Origin of the sequence: Bradyrhizobium sp. AZCC 2289 (assembly GCF_036924615.1) — a bacterium.
Taxonomy (GTDB): Bacteria; Pseudomonadota; Alphaproteobacteria; order Rhizobiales; family Xanthobacteraceae; genus Bradyrhizobium.
Window position 1 is genome coordinate 7,863,350 of record NZ_JAZHRY010000001.1, and the last position, 19,819, is coordinate 7,883,168.

17 protein-coding genes are annotated in these 19,819 nt (G+C 64.0%); 10 read left to right on the top strand and 7 right to left on the bottom strand.

Going from position 1 to position 19,819, the window contains the following annotated elements; translation table 11 throughout:
* The first annotated feature begins 2 nt into the window (after positions 1-2).
* On the top strand, positions 3-452 hold the full coding sequence (locus tag V1289_RS37125; RefSeq protein ID WP_334403715.1) for a gluconate 2-dehydrogenase subunit 3 family protein: 450 nt from the start codon (positions 3-5) through the stop codon (positions 450-452).
* 85 nt (positions 453-537) lie between these two features.
* Positions 538-1,563, top strand: coding sequence for a S1C family serine protease (locus V1289_RS37130; protein WP_334403717.1), 1,026 nt, complete (start codon positions 538-540; stop codon positions 1,561-1,563).
* 7 nt (positions 1,564-1,570) lie between these two features.
* Here the strand turns inward: V1289_RS37130 and V1289_RS37135 are convergent, their stop codons facing one another.
* The 5 genes from V1289_RS37135 to V1289_RS37155 all read right to left on the bottom strand — a co-directional run bounded on the left by V1289_RS37135 (position 1,571) and on the right by V1289_RS37155 (position 9,091).
* Positions 1,571-2,353: an alpha/beta fold hydrolase gene (locus tag V1289_RS37135; RefSeq protein ID WP_334403719.1), complete on the bottom strand. Its 783-nt coding sequence runs from the start codon at positions 2,351-2,353 to the stop codon at positions 1,571-1,573.
* Positions 2,354-2,356: 3 nt separating this feature from the next.
* Positions 2,357-3,652 (bottom strand): O-acetylhomoserine aminocarboxypropyltransferase, encoded by a 1,296-nt coding sequence (locus tag V1289_RS37140; RefSeq protein ID WP_334403721.1) that lies wholly within the window; start codon positions 3,650-3,652, stop codon positions 2,357-2,359.
* Between the two features lie 48 nt (positions 3,653-3,700).
* The gene (gene pncB / locus V1289_RS37145; RefSeq protein ID WP_334403722.1) at positions 3,701-5,005 is read right to left on the bottom strand and encodes a nicotinate phosphoribosyltransferase; all 1,305 of its coding nucleotides are present in this window, start codon (positions 5,003-5,005) and stop codon (positions 3,701-3,703) included.
* A gap of 61 nt (positions 5,006-5,066) precedes the next feature.
* Positions 5,067-8,624 carry a molybdopterin cofactor-binding domain-containing protein gene (locus V1289_RS37150; RefSeq protein ID WP_334403724.1) on the bottom strand — a complete coding sequence of 1,186 codons (3,558 nt, stop codon included), beginning with the start codon at positions 8,622-8,624 and terminating at the stop codon, positions 5,067-5,069.
* Positions 8,624-9,091, bottom strand: coding sequence for a (2Fe-2S)-binding protein (locus V1289_RS37155; RefSeq protein ID WP_334403726.1), 468 nt, complete (start codon positions 9,089-9,091; stop codon positions 8,624-8,626). The genes V1289_RS37150 and V1289_RS37155 overlap by 1 nt, the downstream gene beginning before the upstream one ends.
* A gap of 295 nt (positions 9,092-9,386) precedes the next feature.
* Here V1289_RS37155 and V1289_RS37160 point away from each other — a divergent pair, with 295 nt between their 5' ends.
* The 8 genes from V1289_RS37160 (at position 9,387) to V1289_RS37195 (ending at position 17,596) form a co-directional block, all read left to right on the top strand.
* Positions 9,387-10,835: a 6-hydroxynicotinate reductase gene (locus V1289_RS37160; RefSeq protein ID WP_334403728.1), complete on the top strand. Its 1,449-nt coding sequence runs from the start codon at positions 9,387-9,389 to the stop codon at positions 10,833-10,835.
* On the top strand, positions 10,832-11,740 hold the full coding sequence (locus V1289_RS37165) for a UPF0280 family protein (protein ID WP_334403730.1): 909 nt from the start codon (positions 10,832-10,834) through the stop codon (positions 11,738-11,740). Before V1289_RS37160 ends, V1289_RS37165 begins: the two co-directional genes overlap by 4 nt.
* 21 nt (positions 11,741-11,761) lie before the next feature.
* On the top strand, positions 11,762-12,346 hold the full coding sequence (locus V1289_RS37170; protein WP_334403732.1) for an amino acid synthesis family protein: 585 nt from the start codon (positions 11,762-11,764) through the stop codon (positions 12,344-12,346).
* A gap of 25 nt (positions 12,347-12,371) precedes the next feature.
* Complete coding sequence (locus tag V1289_RS37175; RefSeq protein WP_334403734.1) at positions 12,372-13,574, top strand: ABC transporter substrate-binding protein; 1,203 nt, start codon at positions 12,372-12,374, stop codon at positions 13,572-13,574.
* 156 nt (positions 13,575-13,730) lie between these two features.
* Positions 13,731-15,617: an ABC transporter permease gene (locus tag V1289_RS37180; RefSeq protein ID WP_334403736.1), complete on the top strand. Its 1,887-nt coding sequence runs from the start codon at positions 13,731-13,733 to the stop codon at positions 15,615-15,617.
* Positions 15,614-16,405 carry an ABC transporter ATP-binding protein gene (locus V1289_RS37185; protein WP_334403738.1) on the top strand — a complete coding sequence of 264 codons (792 nt, stop codon included), beginning with the start codon at positions 15,614-15,616 and terminating at the stop codon, positions 16,403-16,405. The genes V1289_RS37180 and V1289_RS37185 overlap by 4 nt, the downstream gene beginning before the upstream one ends.
* Positions 16,402-17,106, top strand: coding sequence for an ABC transporter ATP-binding protein (locus V1289_RS37190; protein WP_334403740.1), 705 nt, complete (start codon positions 16,402-16,404; stop codon positions 17,104-17,106). Before V1289_RS37185 ends, V1289_RS37190 begins: the two co-directional genes overlap by 4 nt.
* Positions 17,107-17,140: 34 nt before the next feature.
* Positions 17,141-17,596, top strand: a complete 456-nt coding sequence (locus V1289_RS37195) for a MarR family winged helix-turn-helix transcriptional regulator (RefSeq protein WP_334403742.1) — start codon at positions 17,141-17,143, stop codon at positions 17,594-17,596.
* A 62-nt stretch (positions 17,597-17,658) separates the two neighbouring features.
* Here V1289_RS37195 and V1289_RS37200 read toward each other — a convergent pair whose 3' ends face one another.
* Both V1289_RS37200 and V1289_RS37205 read right to left on the bottom strand, forming a co-directional pair.
* On the bottom strand, positions 17,659-18,327 hold the full coding sequence (locus V1289_RS37200) for a hypothetical protein (protein ID WP_334403744.1): 669 nt from the start codon (positions 18,325-18,327) through the stop codon (positions 17,659-17,661).
* Positions 18,328-18,329: 2 nt separating this feature from the next.
* Positions 18,330-19,730, bottom strand: coding sequence for a selenium-binding protein SBP56-related protein (locus tag V1289_RS37205; protein WP_334403746.1), 1,401 nt, complete (start codon positions 19,728-19,730; stop codon positions 18,330-18,332).
* Positions 19,731-19,819: the final 89 nt, after the last annotated feature.

Consider the following 19,819-nt stretch of genomic DNA (forward strand, 5'->3'; position numbering starts at 1 on the left):
CGATGTCCGCCGAAAATATCCTGACTTCAGCGCAGCGCGACGATCTGCGCACCATCGCCGCGATGATTATCCCGGCGAGCGATGCGTACAACGTACCCGGCGCCGACGATGCGGCCGTTCAGGCCGACATCCTTGCAACGCTCGGCCGCGATACCGATATGGTACGTCAGGCACTCGATCATCTCGCGCACCTCGCCGGCAAGCCGCTCGCCGACCTCGATCCGGCACGGCGCGATGCGGTGGCCAGGGAATTCCGGAGCACGAGCGGCCCCGCTGCGGCGACCCTCGTCCGCGTCGTGCTGCAATGCTACTACCGCGACGACCGCGTGCTGCGCTCGCTCGGGCTGGAACTTCGCGCGCCCTTTCCGTTAGGATACACGCTGGAGCAAGGCGACTGGTCGCTGCTCGATCCTGTGAAGGCAAGGCCTCCGGCGTTACGGCGGGCGCAATAGAGGGCAAGGCAGGGCTGCGCCCGTGCGCTGGCTCTTGCGAGAGCGAAATCCGGCCACCATTTGATGAGGCCGAAGGAATTTCGCCATGCTGGACTTTACCTCTGATATTCCCGGCGACGGCCCGTCGCCGGAAGCGGCCGAACCCACTCAAGCCAACGATCAAGCGCTGCTCGACGCCTATTCCAATGCCGTGATCGGCGTGACCGAACGCGTCGGGCCCGCGGTGGTCCGAGTCGAAACCGGCCCGAAAGTCCGCAACGCGCGCGAGCGCGGCGGGCTTGGTTCCGGCATCGTGATCTCGCCGGATGGCCTCGTGCTGACCAACAGTCACGTGGTCGGATCGTCGAAGGAGATCAGGCTTCGGGATACCGAAGGCTTTGTGACTGACGCCCATGTGCTGGGTGTCGATCCCGACACCGACCTCGCGCTGCTGCGGGCCGACGGTGCGCGCGATTTGGCCTATGCCTCGCTCGGTAACTCAAAAAGCCTGCGCCGCGGCCAATTGGTGGTCGCGATCGGCAACCCGCTTGGCTTCGAATCGACCGTGACCGCGGGCGTGGTGTCGGCGCTCGGCCGCTCGATCCGCTCAGTCAGCGGCCGGACCATCGAGGACGTGATCCAGACCGATGCCGCGCTCAATCCCGGCAATTCCGGCGGGCCCCTGGTGTCCTCCTCGGCCGAGGTGATCGGCATCAACACCGCCATCATCAGCGGTGCGCAGGGCATCTGTTTTGCGGTCGCCAGCAACACCGCGCAATTCGTGCTGTCGGAGATCATCCGCCACGGCTATGTCCGCCGCGCCTATATCGGCGTGGCCGGCCAGACGGCGCCGATCCCGCGGCGGCATGCGGTGGTCGCTGGCGTCGACAACAAGATGGGCGCGCTGTTGGCGCAGATCGAGCCGGACAGTCCGGCCGCGAAGGCGGGATTGTTGCCGGGCGATGTCGTGATCAAGCTCGACGGCGTCGAGGTCAACGGCGTCGACGATCTGATCCGCGCGCTGGACCGCGACCGGATCGACCGGCAGCTTTCGATGGACGTGCTGCGGATGGGTCGCCTGCGGGCGCTCGATATCCACCCGATCGAGCGCAAGCCTGTGGCAAGGTCGTAAGCAGGGATTACTGTTGCAACGCCGCCAGCAATTCGTCGGGCGTTTCCACCATCATCATGTGGCCCGCACCCGGCAGCACTACGGTGCGGGCGTTCGGCGTCGCGGCGGCCAGCGTCTTGCCGGCTTTGGCCGGGGTCATCATGTCGCGCTCGCCGAGGATGAAGGTGGCGGGCACCTTGACCTGCGCGGCCGCAGCGAGTGCGCCCTGATAGGCGTTGCAGGCGTTGAGATCACTATACAACACGCCCGGGCGGGTCTGCTGCAGCACGCGCTGCGCGCCCTGGTGCATCCAGAGTCCCGGCGCGAGGCTGCCGCCAAGTTCGGCCTTGAAGCCGAGGCCCCAGATCGAGACCATGTCGATTGCGTCAGGGTCGTTGGCCTCGGCGGCCTTCAGCAGATCCGGACCCACCGTCATCGTCGCGGCGGTACCGATCAGGCTCAGGCCCGCGACCTTGTCCGGATGCCGCGCCGAAGTTTCCAGCGCGATCAGCGCGCCCATGGAATGCCCGACCAGCTTTGCCTTGGGCGCGCCGGCGGCATCGAGCAGCGCCGCGGTCCAGTCGGCCATGTCGGCGATGGTCGGCAGCGCATTGCCGGACGAACGGCCGTGGCCGGGCAAATCCGGCGCCAATACCGAATAGCCGTGATGGGCGAACCAGCGGCTGTGCAGCGCCCAGGTCGAATGATCAAAACCCGCGCCATGCAGCATCACGACGGCAGGCAACGAGGGATCGAACGGCCGGCCGCCGGTGGCGACGAACGTATCGAATCCATTGACGGACAATTGCATGGCTCAAACCCTCTGCGACGCGCGAAGCGCCTGGCCGAGATCGTCGATGATATCGGCTGCAGCCTCGATGCCGACCGACAACCTCACCAGTTCCTCGCCGATGCCCGCGGCCTGAAGCTGGGTGGCGTCCATCTGCTGATGCGTGGTGCTGGCGGGATGAATCACCAGCGTCTTGGCGTCGCCGACATTGGCGAGATGGCTGACCATGCGGAGCGTCTCGATGAACTTTTTGCCCGCAGGCCGGCCGCCCTTGATGCCGAAGCTGACGATCGATCCGGCGCCGCGCGGCAACAGTTTCTTGGCGAGTTCGAAGTCCGGATGATCTTCCAGTGCGGGATGCAGCACCCAGTCGACGGCCTTGTTGCTCCCAAGGAATTCGAGCACCGCCAGCGTATTGGTCATGTGCCGCTCCATGCGCACGCCCAGCGTTTCCACGCCTTGCAGCAGCTGGAACGCATTGGTCGGCGACAGGCACGCGCCGAAGTCGCGCAGGCCCTCGGTGCGGGCGCGCATGATGAAAGCGGCCTGGCCGAATTGCTCATCGAAGACGATGCCGTGATAGCCGGCATAGGGCTCGGTGAGCACAGGGAATTTGCCGGAAGCGTGCCAGTCAAAGCGGCCGCCATCGACAATGACGCCGCCGATCGCGATGCCGTGGCCGCCGATCCATTTGGTCGCGGAGTTCATGACGATATCGGCGCCGAGCTCGATCGGGCGGCTGAGAAACGGCGTCGCAAAGGTGTTGTCGATCAGCAGCGGAATCTTTGCGTCATGCGCGATCTCTGCGACCGCCGGAATGTCCAGCACCTCGAGGCCGGGATTGCCGATGGTCTCGCCGATCACGAGCCGCGTATTCGGCTTGATCGCCGCGCGGAATTCATCCAGCGCGCGGGGCTTCACAAACGTGGTCGTGATGCCGAAGCGCGGCAGCGTGTGCGCGAGCAAGTTGATGGTGCCGCCGTAGAGCGAGGAGGAAGCGACGATATGGTCGCCGTTACTGAGCAGGGTCGCGATCGCGAGATGCATCGCGGCCATGCCGCTCGCGGTGCAGATCGCGCCGACACCGGCCTCCAGCGCGGCCAGCCGCTCTTCGAGCACCGCGGTCGTGGGATTGGAAATCCGGGTGTAGATATGGCCGGCCCGTTCCAGGTTGAACAACGCGGCCGCGTGATCGGAATCCTGAAAAACGTAGGACGTGGTCTGATAGATCGGCACCGCGCGCGCACCGGTGACGGGATCAGGACGCTGGCCCGCATGCAGGCTCAGGGTTTCGAAGGCAGGCGGCTTGGGCGCGGGCATGCGGAACTCGTCTTATCGATGGGTGGCCTGGGAGGAAGGTGCGTTGGTTCAGACGTGCACGGCAGTGCGGACGCGGCCGACATTGCCGAATACGCGCAAATAGCGATCGACCTCGGATGCGGTGCCGGTGGCCTTTTCGGGATTGTCGGACAATTTGACGGCGGGCCGCCCGTCGACCGACGTCACCTTGCAGACGATCGAAATCGGATCGAGCAGGGCCGATCCGTCCGGCGCGCAGCCGACGAAATCATTGGTGAGGTTGGTGCCCCAACCGAAACTGACGCGGACGCGCCCGGCGAAATGGCGGTGGGTTTCCTCGATCGAACCGACATCCATGCCGTCGGAGAAAACCAGAAGCTTCTCCTTGGGATCGCGGCCCTTCTGCTTCCACCATTTGATGATGTCTTCGCCGGCCGTGATCGGCGGCGCGCTGTCGGGACGAAAGCCGGTCCAGTCCGCGACCCAATCGGGCGCGTCGCGCAAAAACGATTTGGTGCCGAAGGCGTCGGGCAGCGCGATCAGCAAATTGCCGCCATAGGTATGGCGCCATTGGTCGAGGATGCGATAGGGCGCCCAGCGCAGTTCGGTATCGTCGTCCGCCAGGGCGGCCGCAACCATCGGCAGTTCATGCGCGTTGGTTCCGATCGCTTCGAGATCGTTGTCCATCGCCAGCAACACGTTGGAGGTGCCGGTGAAGGACGACCCCAGGCCTTCCTTGACCGCCTCGACGCACCAGCGTTGCCACAGAAATCCATGACGGCGGCGGGTGCCGAAGTCGGAAAGCCGCAAGCCGTCCAGCTTGCGCAGTCGCTCGACCTTGGACCAGAGCTTTGCCTTGGCGCGCGCATAGAGCACGTCGAGGGCAAACCGCCCCTGTCCCTTCAATGCCTGACGCGAACGCAACTCGTTCATGATCGCGAGCGCCGGGATTTCCCACATCGTGGTGTGGGTCCACGGCCCGTGGAAATGCAGTTCGTATTGGCCGTCGACCTTGTTCAGTTCGTATTCGGGCAGGCGGAACGCGGCGAGCCAGTTGATGAAGTCGGGCGAGAACATCTGGGTCTTGCCGTAGAACGTGTTACCGGCGAGCCAGATCAACTCCTTCTTGGTGAAACGGATGGAGCGGGCGTGGTCGAGCTGGGCGCGAAGCTCGTCCTCGTCGATGATTTCGGCAAGCCGCACCTGCTTGCTGCGGTTGATCACCGAAAAGGTCACGCGCTGATCCGGGTAAAACTCCCGGATCATCTGCTGCATCAATAGCTTGTAAAAATCGGTATCGAGCAGGCTGCGCACGATCGGGTCGAGCCGCCAGCCATGGTTGTAAGTGCGGGATGCGATATCGGTCACTGCCATGGCGGAACTGTACCGTGCCGGAAGCCGCTCAACCAGTGGGTTTTGGCGGCGGCATGGCAGCTCAGCGCGCTATTTCCCGCCGGATACGGCCGATCGCCGCATGAATTTCGCTCCACGCCGGCTTATCCGGGGCAAATTGCCGCCGCAGGTAGGCCGCCAGTTCCGCAACCTGGGCGTCGGTGAGGCTGTCCTTGAAGGCCGGCATGTAGCCGAGATCGCTGGAAGCGGGGGAAGCGATGCCGCGCAGGATTACCTGGATCAGATTGTCCGGGACCGCGCTGTGCAGATTGCTGTTCAGGGCCAGCGAGGGCCGGCTGCCGAACAGCGGCGCGCCGCCGACCTCATGGCAAACTGCGCAGGCGCCCTGGTAGAGGCGGGCGCCGAAGGAGGAGGCCGCGACGGTGCTGGTGCCGGTCGAGGTTTCGAGTTTGGTGGCGAGGGCGTCCTGCGCTGTTTTATCGACGGCGGTCTCGTTGAACGAACCGAGATAGACCGCCATGGCGCGGATGTCCTGATCGGGCAGCGCGGCAAGCTCCTTCACCACGGGCGCCATCGGCCCGGCGGCGACGCCGTGAAAGCGCGACTCGCCGGTCCGCAAGTAAGCGTAAAGCTCATCCTCGCTCCAGGGGATCGGCGCTTGCGAGAGCGAGGTCAGCGCCGGCGCCTCCCAGCCTTCCGCAAAGCCGCCGGCGAGGTAGGCGGTCTGCCGTTCCGCGCCGAGCGCGTTGCGCGGCGAGTGGCAGGCGCTGCAATGGCCGAGACCCTCGACAAGATAGGCGCCGCGATTCCAGATCTCTGGCTTTGTCGCGTCAGCTTGGAAGACGCCGGCCTGATGGAACAGCGCATTCCACCCCGCCAGCAGCGGGCGGAGGTTGAACGGAAATGCCAGCGCGTTTCTCGGCGTCTCGGCGCGGACCGGTGTCTGCGCCATCAAATAGGCATAGAGCGCCTGCAGGTCGGCGTCGGTCGCTTTGGCGAAATGCGTGTAGGGAAACACCGGGTAAAGATGCCGGCCGTCGCGATGAATGCCCTCGCGCATCGCGCGCTCGAACGCGGGGTAGGACCATGCGCCGATGCCGGTGTCGACATCGGGCGTGATGTTGGTCGAGGTGATCGTGCCGAACGGCGTTTCGATGGCGCGGCCGCCGGCGTTGAGGGCACCGTTTACCGAGGTGTGGCAGACCGCGCAGTCGCCGAGCGCGGCGAGTTGTTGCCCGCGGGCGATGGTCGCGGCGGAAAACACCGATGCATCCGGCCGCGCGATTGGCGCGATGGATCGCCACGGCAGCACGGCGGCGCCGACGCCAACCACCGCTGCGCAAAGGGCTGCGGCTGTTGCAAGCACGCCGCGACGTCCGGCAAACGGGTTTCGCCATTTGTCGGATGCGACAGCGGGCGCCGGCGAGGGCAGCGCGGCTGGCGCAGCTTGTTCCTCGCCGCGCAATCCCTTCAAGATGCGCTCCGGCGTGAACGGCAGCTCGCGAAACCGCACGCCGGTCGCGTCGAAAATGGCGTTGGCGATCGCGGCCGCGCTGGGGACGGAAGCAGACTCGCCGACACCGAGCGGCGGCTGGTCCTGCCGCGGCAGCATCAACACGTCGATCTTGGGCACATCCGGGAATTTGATGATGGGGTAGGCGCCCCATTCGCGGCTCGTCACCGAATGGCGGTCGAACGAGACCTCTTCCATCAGCGCGCGGCTGGTCGACTGGATCACGTTGCCGTGGATCTGGTGGCGAACGCCGTCCGGATTGATCATCAGGCCGGAATCCTGCCCGGCAACCACGCGGGTGACGCTGACGTCGCCGGTCGCCTTGTTGACCGCGACATCGGCGATCCAGGCCGACCACGCCGCCCCATAGCCGGGAAACTTGCTGTGTACATAGAGCGCGTAGGCAAACCCGCGGCCGCGCACGATATCGCCTTCGGCCTCCGGTTCTTGTCGTACGGGACGTGGCTTCCAGCCGGCGCGTTCGGCAACCGCGTTGACGAGATCGACCGCGCGCGCGTCTTTCAGGTAGCGCAGACGATATTCGATCGGATCGACGCCGGCTTCGGCCGCCAGCTCATCGATATAGCATTCATGCGCAAACGTATTCGGCAGCGCAGAGACCCCGCGAAACCAGGAGGCGCGCACGATCGGCGGCAGGTCATGCGCCACCACGCGCAGATGATCGTAATCGTAAGGTGGGATCGCGGTGCGATCGCCCATCTCGAATACCGCAGGCTCCGGCGCAATCCTTCCCGTGAGCAACAGCGCCAGGGTCGGCGCGCCGTTGGATGGATAGCGCGTGGCAAAATCGTACGCCGCAACGCTGCCATCGGCATTGAGCCCACCCTTGACGTCCATCAGCTGCCCGGCGCCCTTCGGCTCCCAGGCGTGCTCTTGTTCCCGCGTCAATTGTACGCGGACGGGGCGGCCGACCGCGCGCGACAGCAAGAGCGCGTCGGCGGACACATCATCAGCGCAATTGCGGCCATAGCAGCCGGCGGCTTCCATCCGGATCACGTCAATCTCGGCTTCCGGCCGTTCGATCAAGAGCGCCAGATCGATGCGCAGGATGTGCGGATTTTGCGTGCCGGACCACACCCGGATCGCACCGTCCTGATAATCCGCGACAGAACACGATGGACCGATCGAGCCGTGCATCTGGTAGGGCCAGACATAGGTCCGCGGCATCGGTTTTGCGGCGGCCGCGATGGCGGCATCGACATCGCCCTTGTCGATCAGCGTCCTTGGCGTGGAGGGATTGGCACGAAGCGCTGTCTCGATATTTCCGAGGTCGGGCAGTGTCGGCACCGGCTTCCAGCTGACCTTCAACCGCGCCGCCGCCTTGATCGCATTTTCCTCGCGCTCCGCGACGACACCGACGAAATCGCCGATCTGGACCACCCCCACCAGCCCCGGAATGTCGCGCACCGAAGCTTCGTCGACCGCGATCAGGCTGGTGCCGACAAACGCGCCGGCATCGACGCCGGCATAGGGTGGGCGCACGACCCGGCCGTGCAGCATGCCCGGCAAGCGAACGTCATGGACATAGACGAGTTCGCCGGTCGCTTTCGCCTGGAGATCGACGCGGGGCACCGATTGCCCGACGATGGTATAGGCGCTGACGTCCTTCACCGGAACGTCGTCGCCAAGTTCAAGGCGAATGATGTCGTCGGCGATCAATTCGCCATAACTGACGCTGCGATTGTCCTTGCCGCGGATCAGCCCGTCTTCGATCGCGAGATCCTCGGCCGGCAATTCCAGCCGTTCGGCCGCGCGCGCGATCAGGAATTGGCGTGCCTGCGCCGCGGCCTTGCGCAACGGCACGGCTGTGATCTGGATGGTTTCGCTCGCAATCGTCGCGCCCTGATTGGGCACGCGCGAGGTATCGCCGAGCACCACGACGACTCGGGCAAAGGACACGTCGAGTTCCTCGGCGACGATCTGTCCGAGCGCGGTGCGAATGCCGGTTCCGAGATCGACATGGCCGTTATAGGCGGTGACCGAGCCATCTGCGGTGATCTTGATGAACGTCTCGAATGCATTGCTCTCGCCCCACCAACCGAGACGAACCACGGACAGCGATCCCTGCTGCCGTTCACGATTCCCTGAGGAGTTCGGCACCGCCATCAATCCTGGGCCTCTGCGACAAGCCCGGCCGCCCGCATTGCTGCGCGCACGATCTCGATATGCGCGCCGCACCGGCACAGATTGTAGCGCAGCGATTCCAGCACCTCGGCTTCGGAAGGATGCGGGTTGCGCAACAGCAGCGCCTTGGTGGATATGATCATGCCGTTGAGGCAATAGCCGCATTGCGCGGCCTGTTCCTCGATGAAAGCGGCCTGCACGGGATCAGGATGCTCGCGCGAGCCGAGGCCTTCGAGCGTTACGATGTCGCGTCCGGCGCAGCCCTCCATCGGAATCGCGCAGGAGCGCGCGGCGACGCCGTCGATCAGCACGGCGCAGGCGCCGCATTCGCCGAGCCCGCAGCCATATTTCGGTCCGTTCAATGCGAGATCGTTGCGCAGCACGTAAAGCAAAGCGGTGTCGGGAGCGGCGTCGACATCATGGACCCTGCCGTTAACGGTCAGGCGCATCGTGATCGTGCTCCCTAAAACCCCGACGATTGCACTGTAAAGTCGGATCTAAATCTGATCGGAGGATAACGTTTGTATACAAACGTGCAAGCCGCCCGTTCCGCGGTGCAGTGCGTTGCCCGCTTTATAAACAACGGTGCGAGGCAATTGATTTTTTATTCGGCAATGGCGGTTTTTCGCTTCCCCGACCGCTTGACAGGTTTCCAGCCTGCGCGCAGAATCGTTCGTATACGAACAATATGCCCGGCGGCTGAAAACGGGGTATGATTGAGGCCGCCCGAGAGTAGGCTTGTTCATGACTGACATGACGACCGCCGCCGGTGGCGACAAGATCCGCTGCGATGCCTGCCCGGTGATGTGCTACATCAAGCCGGGCGCGGCAGGCGCCTGCGACCGCTACGCCAATCACAACGGCGAACTGGTGCGGGTCGATCCGCATATCGTGCTGGAGCGAACGGTTGAGCACGGTGGCCGGCTGGTGCCGTTTCAGGCCACCGGCGACTGGGACGGCAAGATCGTCCATCAGCCGGAGGTCTTTGTCACGGCGATCGGGGCAGGCACGACTTACCCTGACTACAAGCCGGCGCCCTTTATCGTTTCCTCGGAGATCGACGGCGTCGACATGGTCACGGTCGTGACCGAAGGCATCTTCAGCTATTGCGGCGTCAAGGTGAAGATCGACACCGACCGCTATCTCGGTCCGGAAACCGCGACCGTGCGCGCGCAGGGCGAAGCGATCGGTCATGTCACGACGTCCGAATACGGCTCGCAGATGCTGTCGCTCGGCGGCGTGCATCATCTCACCGGCGGTTCCAAGAAGGAAGGCCGCGTCACCTGCGACGCGCTGATGGACCTCTCCAATTGCAAGCCGGTCGAACTCACGATCGACGGCGGCGCCACCGTGGTGGTGCAAGCCGGCTATCCGCCGATCGTCAATGGCGTCGCGGAAGAACGCATGCGGGTCGGCTGCGGCTCGGCCACTATCGGCATGTTCGCCAAGCAGTGGCAGGGCAAGGTCGATGAGGTAGTCGTGGTGGATGACCACATTACCGGCGTCCTCAGCGAACATCAGGCCGGCAAGCTGCTGGATATTCCCGATACCGGGATCAAGATGAAGGGCCGGCGCTCGACGCCGGGCCGCTATTTCCAGGTCGCCGAGCCCGGCACCGGCTGGGGCGGCACCAAGATTTCCGATCCGTTGTCGGTGCTCGGCCCATTCGATCCGAAGGAGGCGCGGCCGGGCCTCACCATGCTGATGGTCTCCACCACCGGCGAACATGCGGCGTATTACGAACTCGACGAGGCGCTGAAGCCGGTCGAGCGCGAGATGCCGCTTGACCTGAAAATGTCGGTCGAGCGCATTCAGGAAAATTGCGAACCGGCGCTATGCACGGTGTTGTTCATGGGCGGGGCCGGCGGATCGCTGCGCGCCGGCGTCACCGACAATCCGGTGCGGCTGACGCGCTCGGTGAAGGACGCGCTGACGCGCGTCACCAGCGGTGGCGCGCCTGTTTATGTCTGGCCGGGCGGCGGCATCACCTTCATGGTCGACGTCACGCAGATGCCGGCAGGCGCGTTCGGTTACGTTCCGACGCCGGCGCTGGTGGCGCCGATCGAATTTACGCTCAAACTGTCGGATTATGCCGCACTGGGCGGTCATATGGATTATGTGCGTCCGCTGGCGTCGTTGAAGGACAACACTGAAACCCGTCCGATGCCTTACATTCCCGGGCGTCGCGCATGAAACGGCTGCCGCAAATCGCGCTTCTACCCGACGGCAAGCGGCTGCATTTGCAGGACGGTCCGATTGATCTGATCGTCGAGGCGAAAGGCAACGACGCGGATGTTGGTGCGGCTTACGAGGCCGCGGCGCGGCGCTTCACCGGCTTGCTGGATGAACTCTGCGCCGAGCTTTCGGAATTGCGCAGCGCGGCCGATCCGGCGCGATGCTCCCTGAAAGGCGTCGTTGCGCGCCGCATGCATGCGGCGGTCGCGCCATTTGCGGCCGATTGCTTCATCACGCCGATGGCGGCGGTGGCTGGCAGCGTGGCGGAAGAGATTCTCGGCGCGATGCAGGGCGCAGCACGGCTCGATCGCGCTTACGTCAATAATGGTGGCGATATCGCGCTGCATCTGGCCGAAGGCGAACAGTTCACGGTGGGCCTAATGGACCGTCCGGACCGGCATGGATTGCTGCGGACGATGGTCATCGAGGCTGACGATTGCATCCGGGGCGTCGCGACCAGCGGACGCCACGGCCGGAGCTTCTCGCTCGGCATTGCTGACGCCGTCACCGTGCTGGCGCGAACGGCGTCGCAAGCGGATTCGGCCGCGACCATCATCGCCAATGCCGTCGATCTGCCCGGGCATCCCGCGATTGTCCGCCGCCCGGCCAACGAGTTGCAGGCCGATAGCGATCTCGGTCCGCGCCTTGTCACCCGGGACGTCGGAAAGCTGTCGAACGATGAGATCGAGGACGCGCTCGCGGCGGGTGCACGGCGCGCCCGCCAACTGCTCGTGGCAGGATTGATCGAGGGTGCGGCCTTGCGGCTACTCGGCGAAATCGTCGTGGTGGGGGTGACGGGGACCCCGACGCAGGGATCGCAAGCGCTTCACAACCAGACGATAGAAAGCATGATGCATGCTTGATCGGGAACAGGACTGACAGGGATGAGCGCGATCATTCGCAAAATCGTCACGGTGGTCGAGGAAACCCATCTGGAGATGGGGCAGAAGATTTCGCCGCCGACCCGGCGCGCAGCGGCGATTGCCGTGATCGAAAACCCGTTTGCCGGAAAATATGTCGAGGACCTCTCGCCGCTGATTGCGATCGGCGAGGAACTCGGCGAATTGCTGTCGAAAAGGGCAGTGGCGGCGCTCGGGATCGACGGCGCCAAGGCGCAAAGCTACGGCAAGGCCGCCGCGGTCGGCGAAAACGGCGAACTCGAGCATGCGGCCGCGATCTTGCATCCCAAGATGGGCGCGCCGGTGCGGAAAGTGCTGAGCAAGGGTGCTGCGCTGATTCCGTCGTCGAAGAAGCGCAGCGGCCCCGGTACCACGCTGGATATTCCGCTCGGGCACAAGGATGCGGCGTTCGTGCGCAGCCATTTCGACGGCATGGAGGTGCAGATCAACGATGCGCCGCGCGCCAACGAGATCATGGTTGCGGTCGCGGTGACCGACAGCGGCCGGCCGCTGCCGCGGGTCGGCGGGCTCACGATTTCTGAAGTCAAGGGCGAAGACGGTTTGAGATAATTCTCTGCAACATTGGAGGTTGGGTATGCGACGGAGTTATTTGCTGGGAGCGGGATTGGCGATCATGGTCGCCGGCGTGGCCAATACCGCCATGGCCCAAAGCGAAATCAAGATTGGCGAGATCAACAGCTATTCGCTGTTGCCCGCGTTCACCGAGCCCTATCGCAAGGGCTGGCAGCTCGCGGTCGAAGAGATCAATGCCGCGGGCGGTATCAACGGCAAAAAACTCGTCGTCGTCTCCAAGGATGACGGCGGCAAGCCGGCCGACGCGCAGACCGCCGCCAACGAGTTAGTATCGAGCGAAAACGTGGCGATGCTGACGGGCACGTTCCTGTCCAATATCGGTCTCGCCGTCAGCGATTTTGCCAATCAGAAGAAGGTATTTTTCCTCGCGGCAGAACCGCTGACCGACGCCATCACCTGGGCCAAGGGCAACCGCTACACCTTCCGCCTCCGTCCCTCCAACTACATGCAAGCCGCGATGCTGGTGGAAGAAGCGGCAAAACTGCCCGCCAAACGCTGGGCAACGATTGCGCCGAATTATGAATACGGCCAGTCGGCGGTCGCGGTATTCAAGAAGCTCATGTCGGAAAAGCGGCCCGACATCCAGTGGGTTGACGAGCAGTGGCCGCCGCAGGGCAAGATCGATGCGGGTCCGGTGGTGCAGGCGCTGGCCGCCGCCAATCCCGAGGCGATCCTCAACGTCACCTTCGGCGCCGATCTCGTCAAATTCGTGCGTGAAGGCAACACCCGCGGCCTGTTCAAGGACCGCGCGGTGGTGAGTTTCCTCACCGGCGAGCCGGAATATCTCGATCCGCTGAAGGAGGAGACGCCGGACGGCTGGATTGTGACCGGCTATCCCTGGTACTCGATCAAGACGCCGGAGCATGACGCGTTCCTGAAGGCCTATCAGGCCAAGTACAACGACTATCCGCGGCTCGGCTCGATCGTCGGCTACCAGACCATCAAATCGGCGGCGGCGATCCTTGCGAAAGCGAATTCGACCGATCCGGAGAAGCTGATCGCAGCGACGGAGGGATTGTCGGTGCCGTCACCGCTCGGCGAGATCACCTTCCGCAAGATCGACCATCAGTCCACGCTCGGCGCTTACGTCGGCAAGACCGCGGTCAAGGACGGCAAGGGCGTGATGGTGGATTCGGTCTACCGCAAGGGTTCCGACTATCTGCCCGGTGATGCCGAAGTCGAAAAGCTTCGACCGAAGGAGTGACGCTCTTCTCCCTCTCCCCGTTCTTACGGGGAGAGGGTTGGGGTGAGGGGCTTTCTCTGCGAGTGAGCATGTGGAGATTCCCCCTCACCCGGCGCTGCGCGCCGACCTCTCCCCGCAGGCGGGGAGAGGTGAGTTGAAATCTAACCCGGACCGCCCATGGCCTTTTACTTCGTTCAGTTCCTGACTGGTCTGGCCAGCGCGGCGTCGCTGTTTCTGGTGGCCTCAGGCCTGTCGATCATTTTCGGCGTGACGCGGATCGTCAATTTCGCCCATGGCGCGTTCTACATGCTCGGCGCCTATGTCGCGTTCACGCTGACCGAACGATTTTCCGGCGCGGTTGGATTTTGGGGCGCCATGGTCGTCGCTGCGCTGGTGGTGGCCGCGGTCGGCGTGCTGGTGGAGATGGTGTTGCTCCGGCGAATCTATCACGCGCCGGAGCTGTTTCAGTTGCTCGCGACCTTCGGCCTGACCTTGATGGTCGAGGATCTCGTGGTGTTGATCTGGGGACCGGAGGATCTGCTCGGCCGCCGCGCGCCGGGCTTCAAGGGCGCGGTCGATTTCTTCGGCCAGAACATTCCGAGTTACGATCTGTTTCTGATCGCGCTCAGCCCGGTCGTGCTGGGATTGCTGTGGCTGATGTTCCAGCGCACGCGCTGGGGCGTGCTGGTTCGCGCCGCGACGCAGGACCGCGACATGGTGGCGGCGCTCGGCGTCAATCAAAAATGGCTGTTCACCAGCGTGTTCGCGCTCGGCGTTTTTCTCGCCGCCCTCGGCGGCGCGCTGCAGATTCCACGCGATGCCGTGCATCACGCGCTGGACCTGCGCATCATCGTCGATGTCTTCGTCGTGGTGGTGATCGGCGGCCTCGGCAGCATCATCGGCGCTTTCGTGGCCGCCGTGCTGGTGTCGGAGCTCAACGCCTTCGGCATCCTGATCTTCCCGAAAATATCGATCATCCTGGTGTTTCTGGTGATGGCGGTGGTGCTGATCGTGCGGCCGTGGGGGCTATTCGGCAAAGCCGAGGCGCCGGCGCGCCGCACGCCGGGTCTCACCGTCAATCCCTGGCGTCCGCTCGGCCCGGGCGAACGATGGGCCGCGGTGGCTGCGCTGATCGCAGCGGCAGTTCTGCCGTTCGTCAGCGGCAACTACGCGCTGACCGTGGGTTCCGAGATCGCGATCTTCGTGATCTTTGCGGCCAGCCTGCATTTCCTGATGTCGGTCGGCGGGCTCGCCTCGTTCGGCCATGCCGCCTATTTCGGGCTCGGCGCCTATGGCGTCGCGTTCCTCGCCAAGATGGCGGGACTGCCGATGATCGTCTCGCTTCTGCTTGGCCCGCTGCTCGGATGTCTTGGGGCTGCGGTGTTCGGCTTCTTCGCCGTGCAATTGTCCGGCGTCTATTTCGCGATGCTGACGCTGGCGTTTGCGCAGATCGTCTGGTCGATCGCGTTCCAGTGGGTCGCGGTCACGGGCGGCGACAACGGCATTTTGGGCGTCTGGCCGGAGAAATGGGCGGCGAGCCCGTCGCATTTTTACTGGCTCTCGCTTGGGATCGCGGCATTGGCGGTGGCGGTGCTGCGGATCATCGTGTTCTCGCCATTCGGCTTTGCGCTACGCGCGACGCGGGATTCGCCGCTGCGCAGTGAAGCCGTCGGCATCAACGGCAAGCGCATCCAGTGGACCGCCTTTGTGATCGCCGGCACCGTCGCCGGCGTCGCCGGCGCGCTGTTTGCGTACCTCAAGGGCAGCGTGTTCCCCGACAGCCTCGGCATATCGCTTTCGGTCGATGCACTGGTCATGGTGCTGCTCGGCGGCGTCGAAACCGTCTCCGGCGCGGTCGTCGGCGCCATCGTCTACAAGGCGCTGAATATCTGGCTGGTGAGTCAGACCGATCTCTCCAAGCTGGTGCTTGGCGGCTTCATCGTCCTGATCGTGGTGGCATTCCCCAAGGGCATCGTCGGAATGCTGGAGACGATCAGGAATCGCCGTCATCCTTCTTCACCAAAGACTGCACTGGTCACCTCGCGCATCGAGACCGCCGAATGAGCATGGTCCCTACATTGCTGTCGGTCGATGGGCTGACGAAGTCCTATGGCGGCGTGCATGCCGTGCGCGGCGTCTCGTTCGAACTGCGCGCCGGCGAAATTCTGGCGCTGATCGGCCCCAACGGCGCCGGCAAGAGCACCTGCTTCGACATGCTCAACGGCCAGAACATTCCCGATAGCGGCCGGATCAATCTGCTGGGCGAGGATACCGCGGGAAGGAAGCCACGCGCGATCTGGCGGCTCGGCGTCGGCCGCACTTTTCAGATCACGGCGACATTCCCGACCATGACGGTACGCGAGAATGTTCAGGTCGCGCTGGTGTCGTTTGGCCGGCAATTGTTCAATCTCTGGACCTCGACGGCGCATTACGCGCGGGACGAGGCCGGACGGCTATTGGATCTCGTCGGCATGGGTGCCTACGCCGAGCGCCCCTGCGGCGAACTCGCCTATGGCGATCTCAAGCGGCTCGAACTCGCTGTGGCGCTGGCCAATCAGCCGAAACTCCTGCTGATGGACGAGCCGACCGCCGGCATGGCGCCGCGCGAGCGCATCGAATTGATGCGGCTCACCGCGCGCATCGCCCGCGAACAGTCGATTGGCGTTCTCTTCACCGAACACGACATGGACGTGGTGTTCGAGCACGCCGACCGCATCCTGGTGCTCAATCGCGGCACATTGATCGCCGAGGGATCGCCGGAAGAAGTCCGCGGCAATCCGCAAGTCCGCGCCATCTATCTCGGCGAGGGTCTGGTCTATGACGCGCGCCACCGCGAAGGAGCGGGTGCATGAAGCTTTCAGTCAAGGACCTCAACAGCTTTTATGGCCCGGCGCATATCCTGTTCGATATCGGACTTGAAGTCGGCGATGGCGAGGTAGTCGCGTTGCTCGGGCGCAATGGCGCCGGCAAGTCGACGACCTTCCGCTCCATCGTCGGCCTGGTCGCGATCCGCACCGGCCGTATCCTGTTCGAAGGCAAGGACGTATCGGACGAGCCGACGCACGCGATCGTGCGCGGCGGGCTCGGCTATGTGCCGGAAGAGCGCCGTATCTTCACCGATCTGACGGTCGAGGAAAATCTCGAAGTCGGCCGGCAACCGAAGCGGCCGAATGCGCCGTATTGGACTCGGGAAAAGCTGTTCACGCTGTTTCCGAACCTCGGCGAAATGCGCGGCCGCGCAGGCGGGCGGATGAGTGGTGGCGAGCAGCAGATGCTGACGATCGCGCGCACCCTGATGGGAAATCCGTCGCTGGTGCTGCTCGACGAGCCGTCGGAGGGACTGTCGCCAAAAATCGTCGAGCAGATGGTCGACGCCATCCTGACGATGAAGAAAGAGGGCGTAAGCATTGTGGTATCCGAGCAGAATTTGCACTTCGCGCGACTGATTTCCGATCGCGCCTATATCATCGAGCGCGGCAAGATCTGTTTCGGCGGCACGATGAGCGAACTCGACGCGCGCCCGGATATCCGCGACGCGCATCTGTCGCTGTGACCGGCGCAGGACAAGAATAGGGATGGGAAACGCCATGGCCAGAAATGGTTCGCCCAAGCGAAGCGTCAAGCTGTCAAAACCGTCCTACATCCTGGACGAGCAGATCGGCTTCATCCTGCGCCAGGTATGGCAACGCCATGCCACGATCTTCGCCCGCGATATCGGCATCAACCTGACGCCGACGCAATGGGCGGCGCTGGCAAAACTGACCGAGACCGGGCCGTGCTCGCAAAACCTGCTCGGGCGGCTGACGGCAATGGACGTCGCCACCATCAAGGGCGTGATCGACCGCCTCACCGCCCGCGGCCTGACCGAGACCAGCCCCGATCCCGAGGACGGCCGGCGCTTGCTGGTGAGTCTGACGCGCGCCGGTCAGCAGTTGGCCGAAAAAGCCGCGCCGAACGCGCTGGCGATCACCAAGGAGACGCTGGCGCCGCTCGATGCCAGGGAGCGCGAGACGCTGATGGGATTGCTGAACAAGCTGCGGTGACAGGGCGCGTGCTTCATTCAGTTTGAATTGCCGTCACGTTGCAATGCCGCGCGGAGTTCGCGCTATTCCGCGAGGCCGAACCCGAGCGCAATGACCCCCACCAGAATGAGGCTAACGGCCCACGATGTATCCAGGTTGAACCAGCTCCGCGATACGAATTTGAGACCGAGATAGCGGTAGACCAGCCACGCCAGGAATCCGCCGGCGGCGATCATCGTGCTGGTGTGAACGATGGAGACGAGCGCGGCCATACCGAGATTGGCATTGATGAGGGTCCCGACGGCCTCGTGGCCCTTGTCCAGGTCGGCTTCCCGGCATAGCCCGAGATAGATTGGCACCAGCATCAGTCCCGCACCATGGGCGATCGCCACCGCGAAGGACCAAAGTCCCAGTTGCGTCGGTCGTATTCGCGCCAGTGCCCGCGGATGGCCCCTCGCGACAAGCCGGAAGATGCCGAACCCGATGACAAGCAGGCTGGCGCCGATCTGTATCTGGCGCTGCCATTCGACGAGGGCGACCAGCAGCGCGAAGGGAAGGATCACCAGCAGCATCGCCAGCAGATGGCCGGCCGCCAGCGGCCCAAGCGCGGCCACCAGCGCGCGCGAACTCCGTTCCATCAATCCAGCCGATACGGCGAGCGGCCACCCCATTCCCGGATTTACTCCGTGATAGAGGCCGCTCGCGATGACAACCAGCCAGAGCCAGGCCGGTGTCCAATCGGCCGCGCTCACATTCAAACCGACGGATAGCAGAACGAATCCGTCGAACAGTCACCGCCGTCGAGGCGGATCTGATGCGCCCGGTACCCGTCGGGGAAGCTGACCCAGTAATCCCTGGCCAGCTCGAGCCCGCCGCCCGGGCCTGCATTGGCCATGACCTCAGCGCCCGGTATTCCACTCGGATAGAACTGGTCGTCCCACGTCGAGTAGAGCGAGTTGGTCCAGTATACGCGTTTGCCATCGCGGCTGATCTCGACCATCTGCGGGCCGCCGGCAAAGGCCTTGCCGTTCGGATGAGGCGTACGGCGTACAATGCCGCCGATGTGGACCGATCCGGCGAGCTTCGGCTTTCGGGGATCGCTGACATCGTATTGACGCATCTCGCCGGTGCCCCAGCACGCGACGTAGAGAAACTTGTCATCCATGGACAGGTCGATATCGGATACCAGCGGCGGCACGGCGCCGAAGCCCTGCAGAAGCGGCGGCAGCTGGTCCTTCGGCGCGGCCTCCGGCGGGATCGTCGCCGTCTTCTCGATGTGAAACGTGCCGCCCTCGCGCCACCAGGTCCAGATCGAGCCTTCGAGGTTTGTGGTGTCGACCACGACGCCCAGGAAGCCGTACTCGCGAACGGGATCGTGAGCGGGGCGCACTTCCAGCGCCATTTGATGGTTGGCGCCGAGATCGATGGTCTGGACATTCCGCCGCGCCCGCAGATCCCAGAAGTGGATCCGATGGCCATATTTGTTCGAGAGCAGATCCTCCGGCACGATCCCGTTCTCGAACTGCGGTGGCAACGCCCACTCGCTCGTCACCATGTAGTCGCGCGGCAGATTCCACCAAAAGTCATAGTGCAGTTTCTGGGTGCCACGATCGATCTCCCAGCGTCCGAGGACATCGAATGTCTCGCAGTCCATGATGAAGACGCCGGGCGGTCCATCGGTCCCATCCTTGCCGCCGCCACCGAGCGTGCTGATGTAAATGCCTTCAGGCCCGCAATGGACCGTGTGGGGCCGCGAGTAGCCGGTCTTCTTGAAGATTTCTTCAGGCTCGATGATCCTGTGAATGCTGGCCTTGGTGGGATCCGGTTTCGTGTCAACGATGTAAATCCGGGACGACCGCATACCGGGAATGATGAGATAGCGGCGCTCGAGGAATGCGTGCGCGGCGAGCGGCGACAGGGCCGACGAACAGGCGTTCCATCCGAAATGGTGAAACTCGTCACCCTTGTTGGGCATTGTAAGTGTGTGGACGACCTGGCTGAAGGTCGGAGAGTCAGGCTTTGCATCAATCACCGCGAGCGCGTCGGGTTCTGAAAAGTCCGGGCTGAGCAGCAAGGTGTAGGCAAAGCTCTCTGGCGGGGCTTCCATTGCAAGCTTCGGCGATGCATGAAATGTGGGATCTGGCCTGATCGTCATCGGACTGCCTCCCTGTTTGCCTTGGTGTATACCAACACGGCTCAGCGGCATGCAGCAGCAAAAACTAACCCGGCTCGTTGATTCCTCTT

What these genes read in the sequence shown, in the direction of transcription:
- V1289_RS37125 (WP_334403715.1), top strand. Translation starts at nt 3, where the DNA reads ATGTCCGCCGAAAATATCCTGACTTCAGCGCAGCGCGACGATCTGCGC.
- V1289_RS37140 (WP_334403721.1), bottom strand. Translation starts at nt 3,652, where the DNA reads ATGCCCGCGCCCAAGCCGCCTGCCTTCGAAACCCTGAGCCTGCATGCG.
- pncB (WP_334403722.1), bottom strand. Translation starts at nt 5,005, where the DNA reads ATGGCAGTGACCGATATCGCATCCCGCACTTACAACCATGGCTGGCGG.
- V1289_RS37130 (WP_334403717.1), top strand. Translation starts at nt 538, where the DNA reads ATGCTGGACTTTACCTCTGATATTCCCGGCGACGGCCCGTCGCCGGAA.
- V1289_RS37205 (WP_334403746.1), bottom strand. Translation starts at nt 19,730, where the DNA reads ATGACGATCAGGCCAGATCCCACATTTCATGCATCGCCGAAGCTTGCA.
- V1289_RS37160 (WP_334403728.1), top strand. Translation starts at nt 9,387, where the DNA reads ATGACTGACATGACGACCGCCGCCGGTGGCGACAAGATCCGCTGCGAT.
- V1289_RS37185 (WP_334403738.1), top strand. Translation starts at nt 15,614, where the DNA reads ATGAGCATGGTCCCTACATTGCTGTCGGTCGATGGGCTGACGAAGTCC.
- V1289_RS37175 (WP_334403734.1), top strand. Translation starts at nt 12,372, where the DNA reads ATGCGACGGAGTTATTTGCTGGGAGCGGGATTGGCGATCATGGTCGCC.
- V1289_RS37165 (WP_334403730.1), top strand. Translation starts at nt 10,832, where the DNA reads ATGAAACGGCTGCCGCAAATCGCGCTTCTACCCGACGGCAAGCGGCTG.
- V1289_RS37135 (WP_334403719.1), bottom strand. Translation starts at nt 2,353, where the DNA reads ATGCAATTGTCCGTCAATGGATTCGATACGTTCGTCGCCACCGGCGGC.
- V1289_RS37190 (WP_334403740.1), top strand. Translation starts at nt 16,402, where the DNA reads ATGAAGCTTTCAGTCAAGGACCTCAACAGCTTTTATGGCCCGGCGCAT.
- V1289_RS37170 (WP_334403732.1), top strand. Translation starts at nt 11,762, where the DNA reads ATGAGCGCGATCATTCGCAAAATCGTCACGGTGGTCGAGGAAACCCAT.
- V1289_RS37180 (WP_334403736.1), top strand. Translation starts at nt 13,731, where the DNA reads ATGGCCTTTTACTTCGTTCAGTTCCTGACTGGTCTGGCCAGCGCGGCG.
- V1289_RS37150 (WP_334403724.1), bottom strand. Translation starts at nt 8,624, where the DNA reads ATGGCGGTGCCGAACTCCTCAGGGAATCGTGAACGGCAGCAGGGATCG.
- V1289_RS37195 (WP_334403742.1), top strand. Translation starts at nt 17,141, where the DNA reads ATGGCCAGAAATGGTTCGCCCAAGCGAAGCGTCAAGCTGTCAAAACCG.
- V1289_RS37155 (WP_334403726.1), bottom strand. Translation starts at nt 9,091, where the DNA reads ATGCGCCTGACCGTTAACGGCAGGGTCCATGATGTCGACGCCGCTCCC.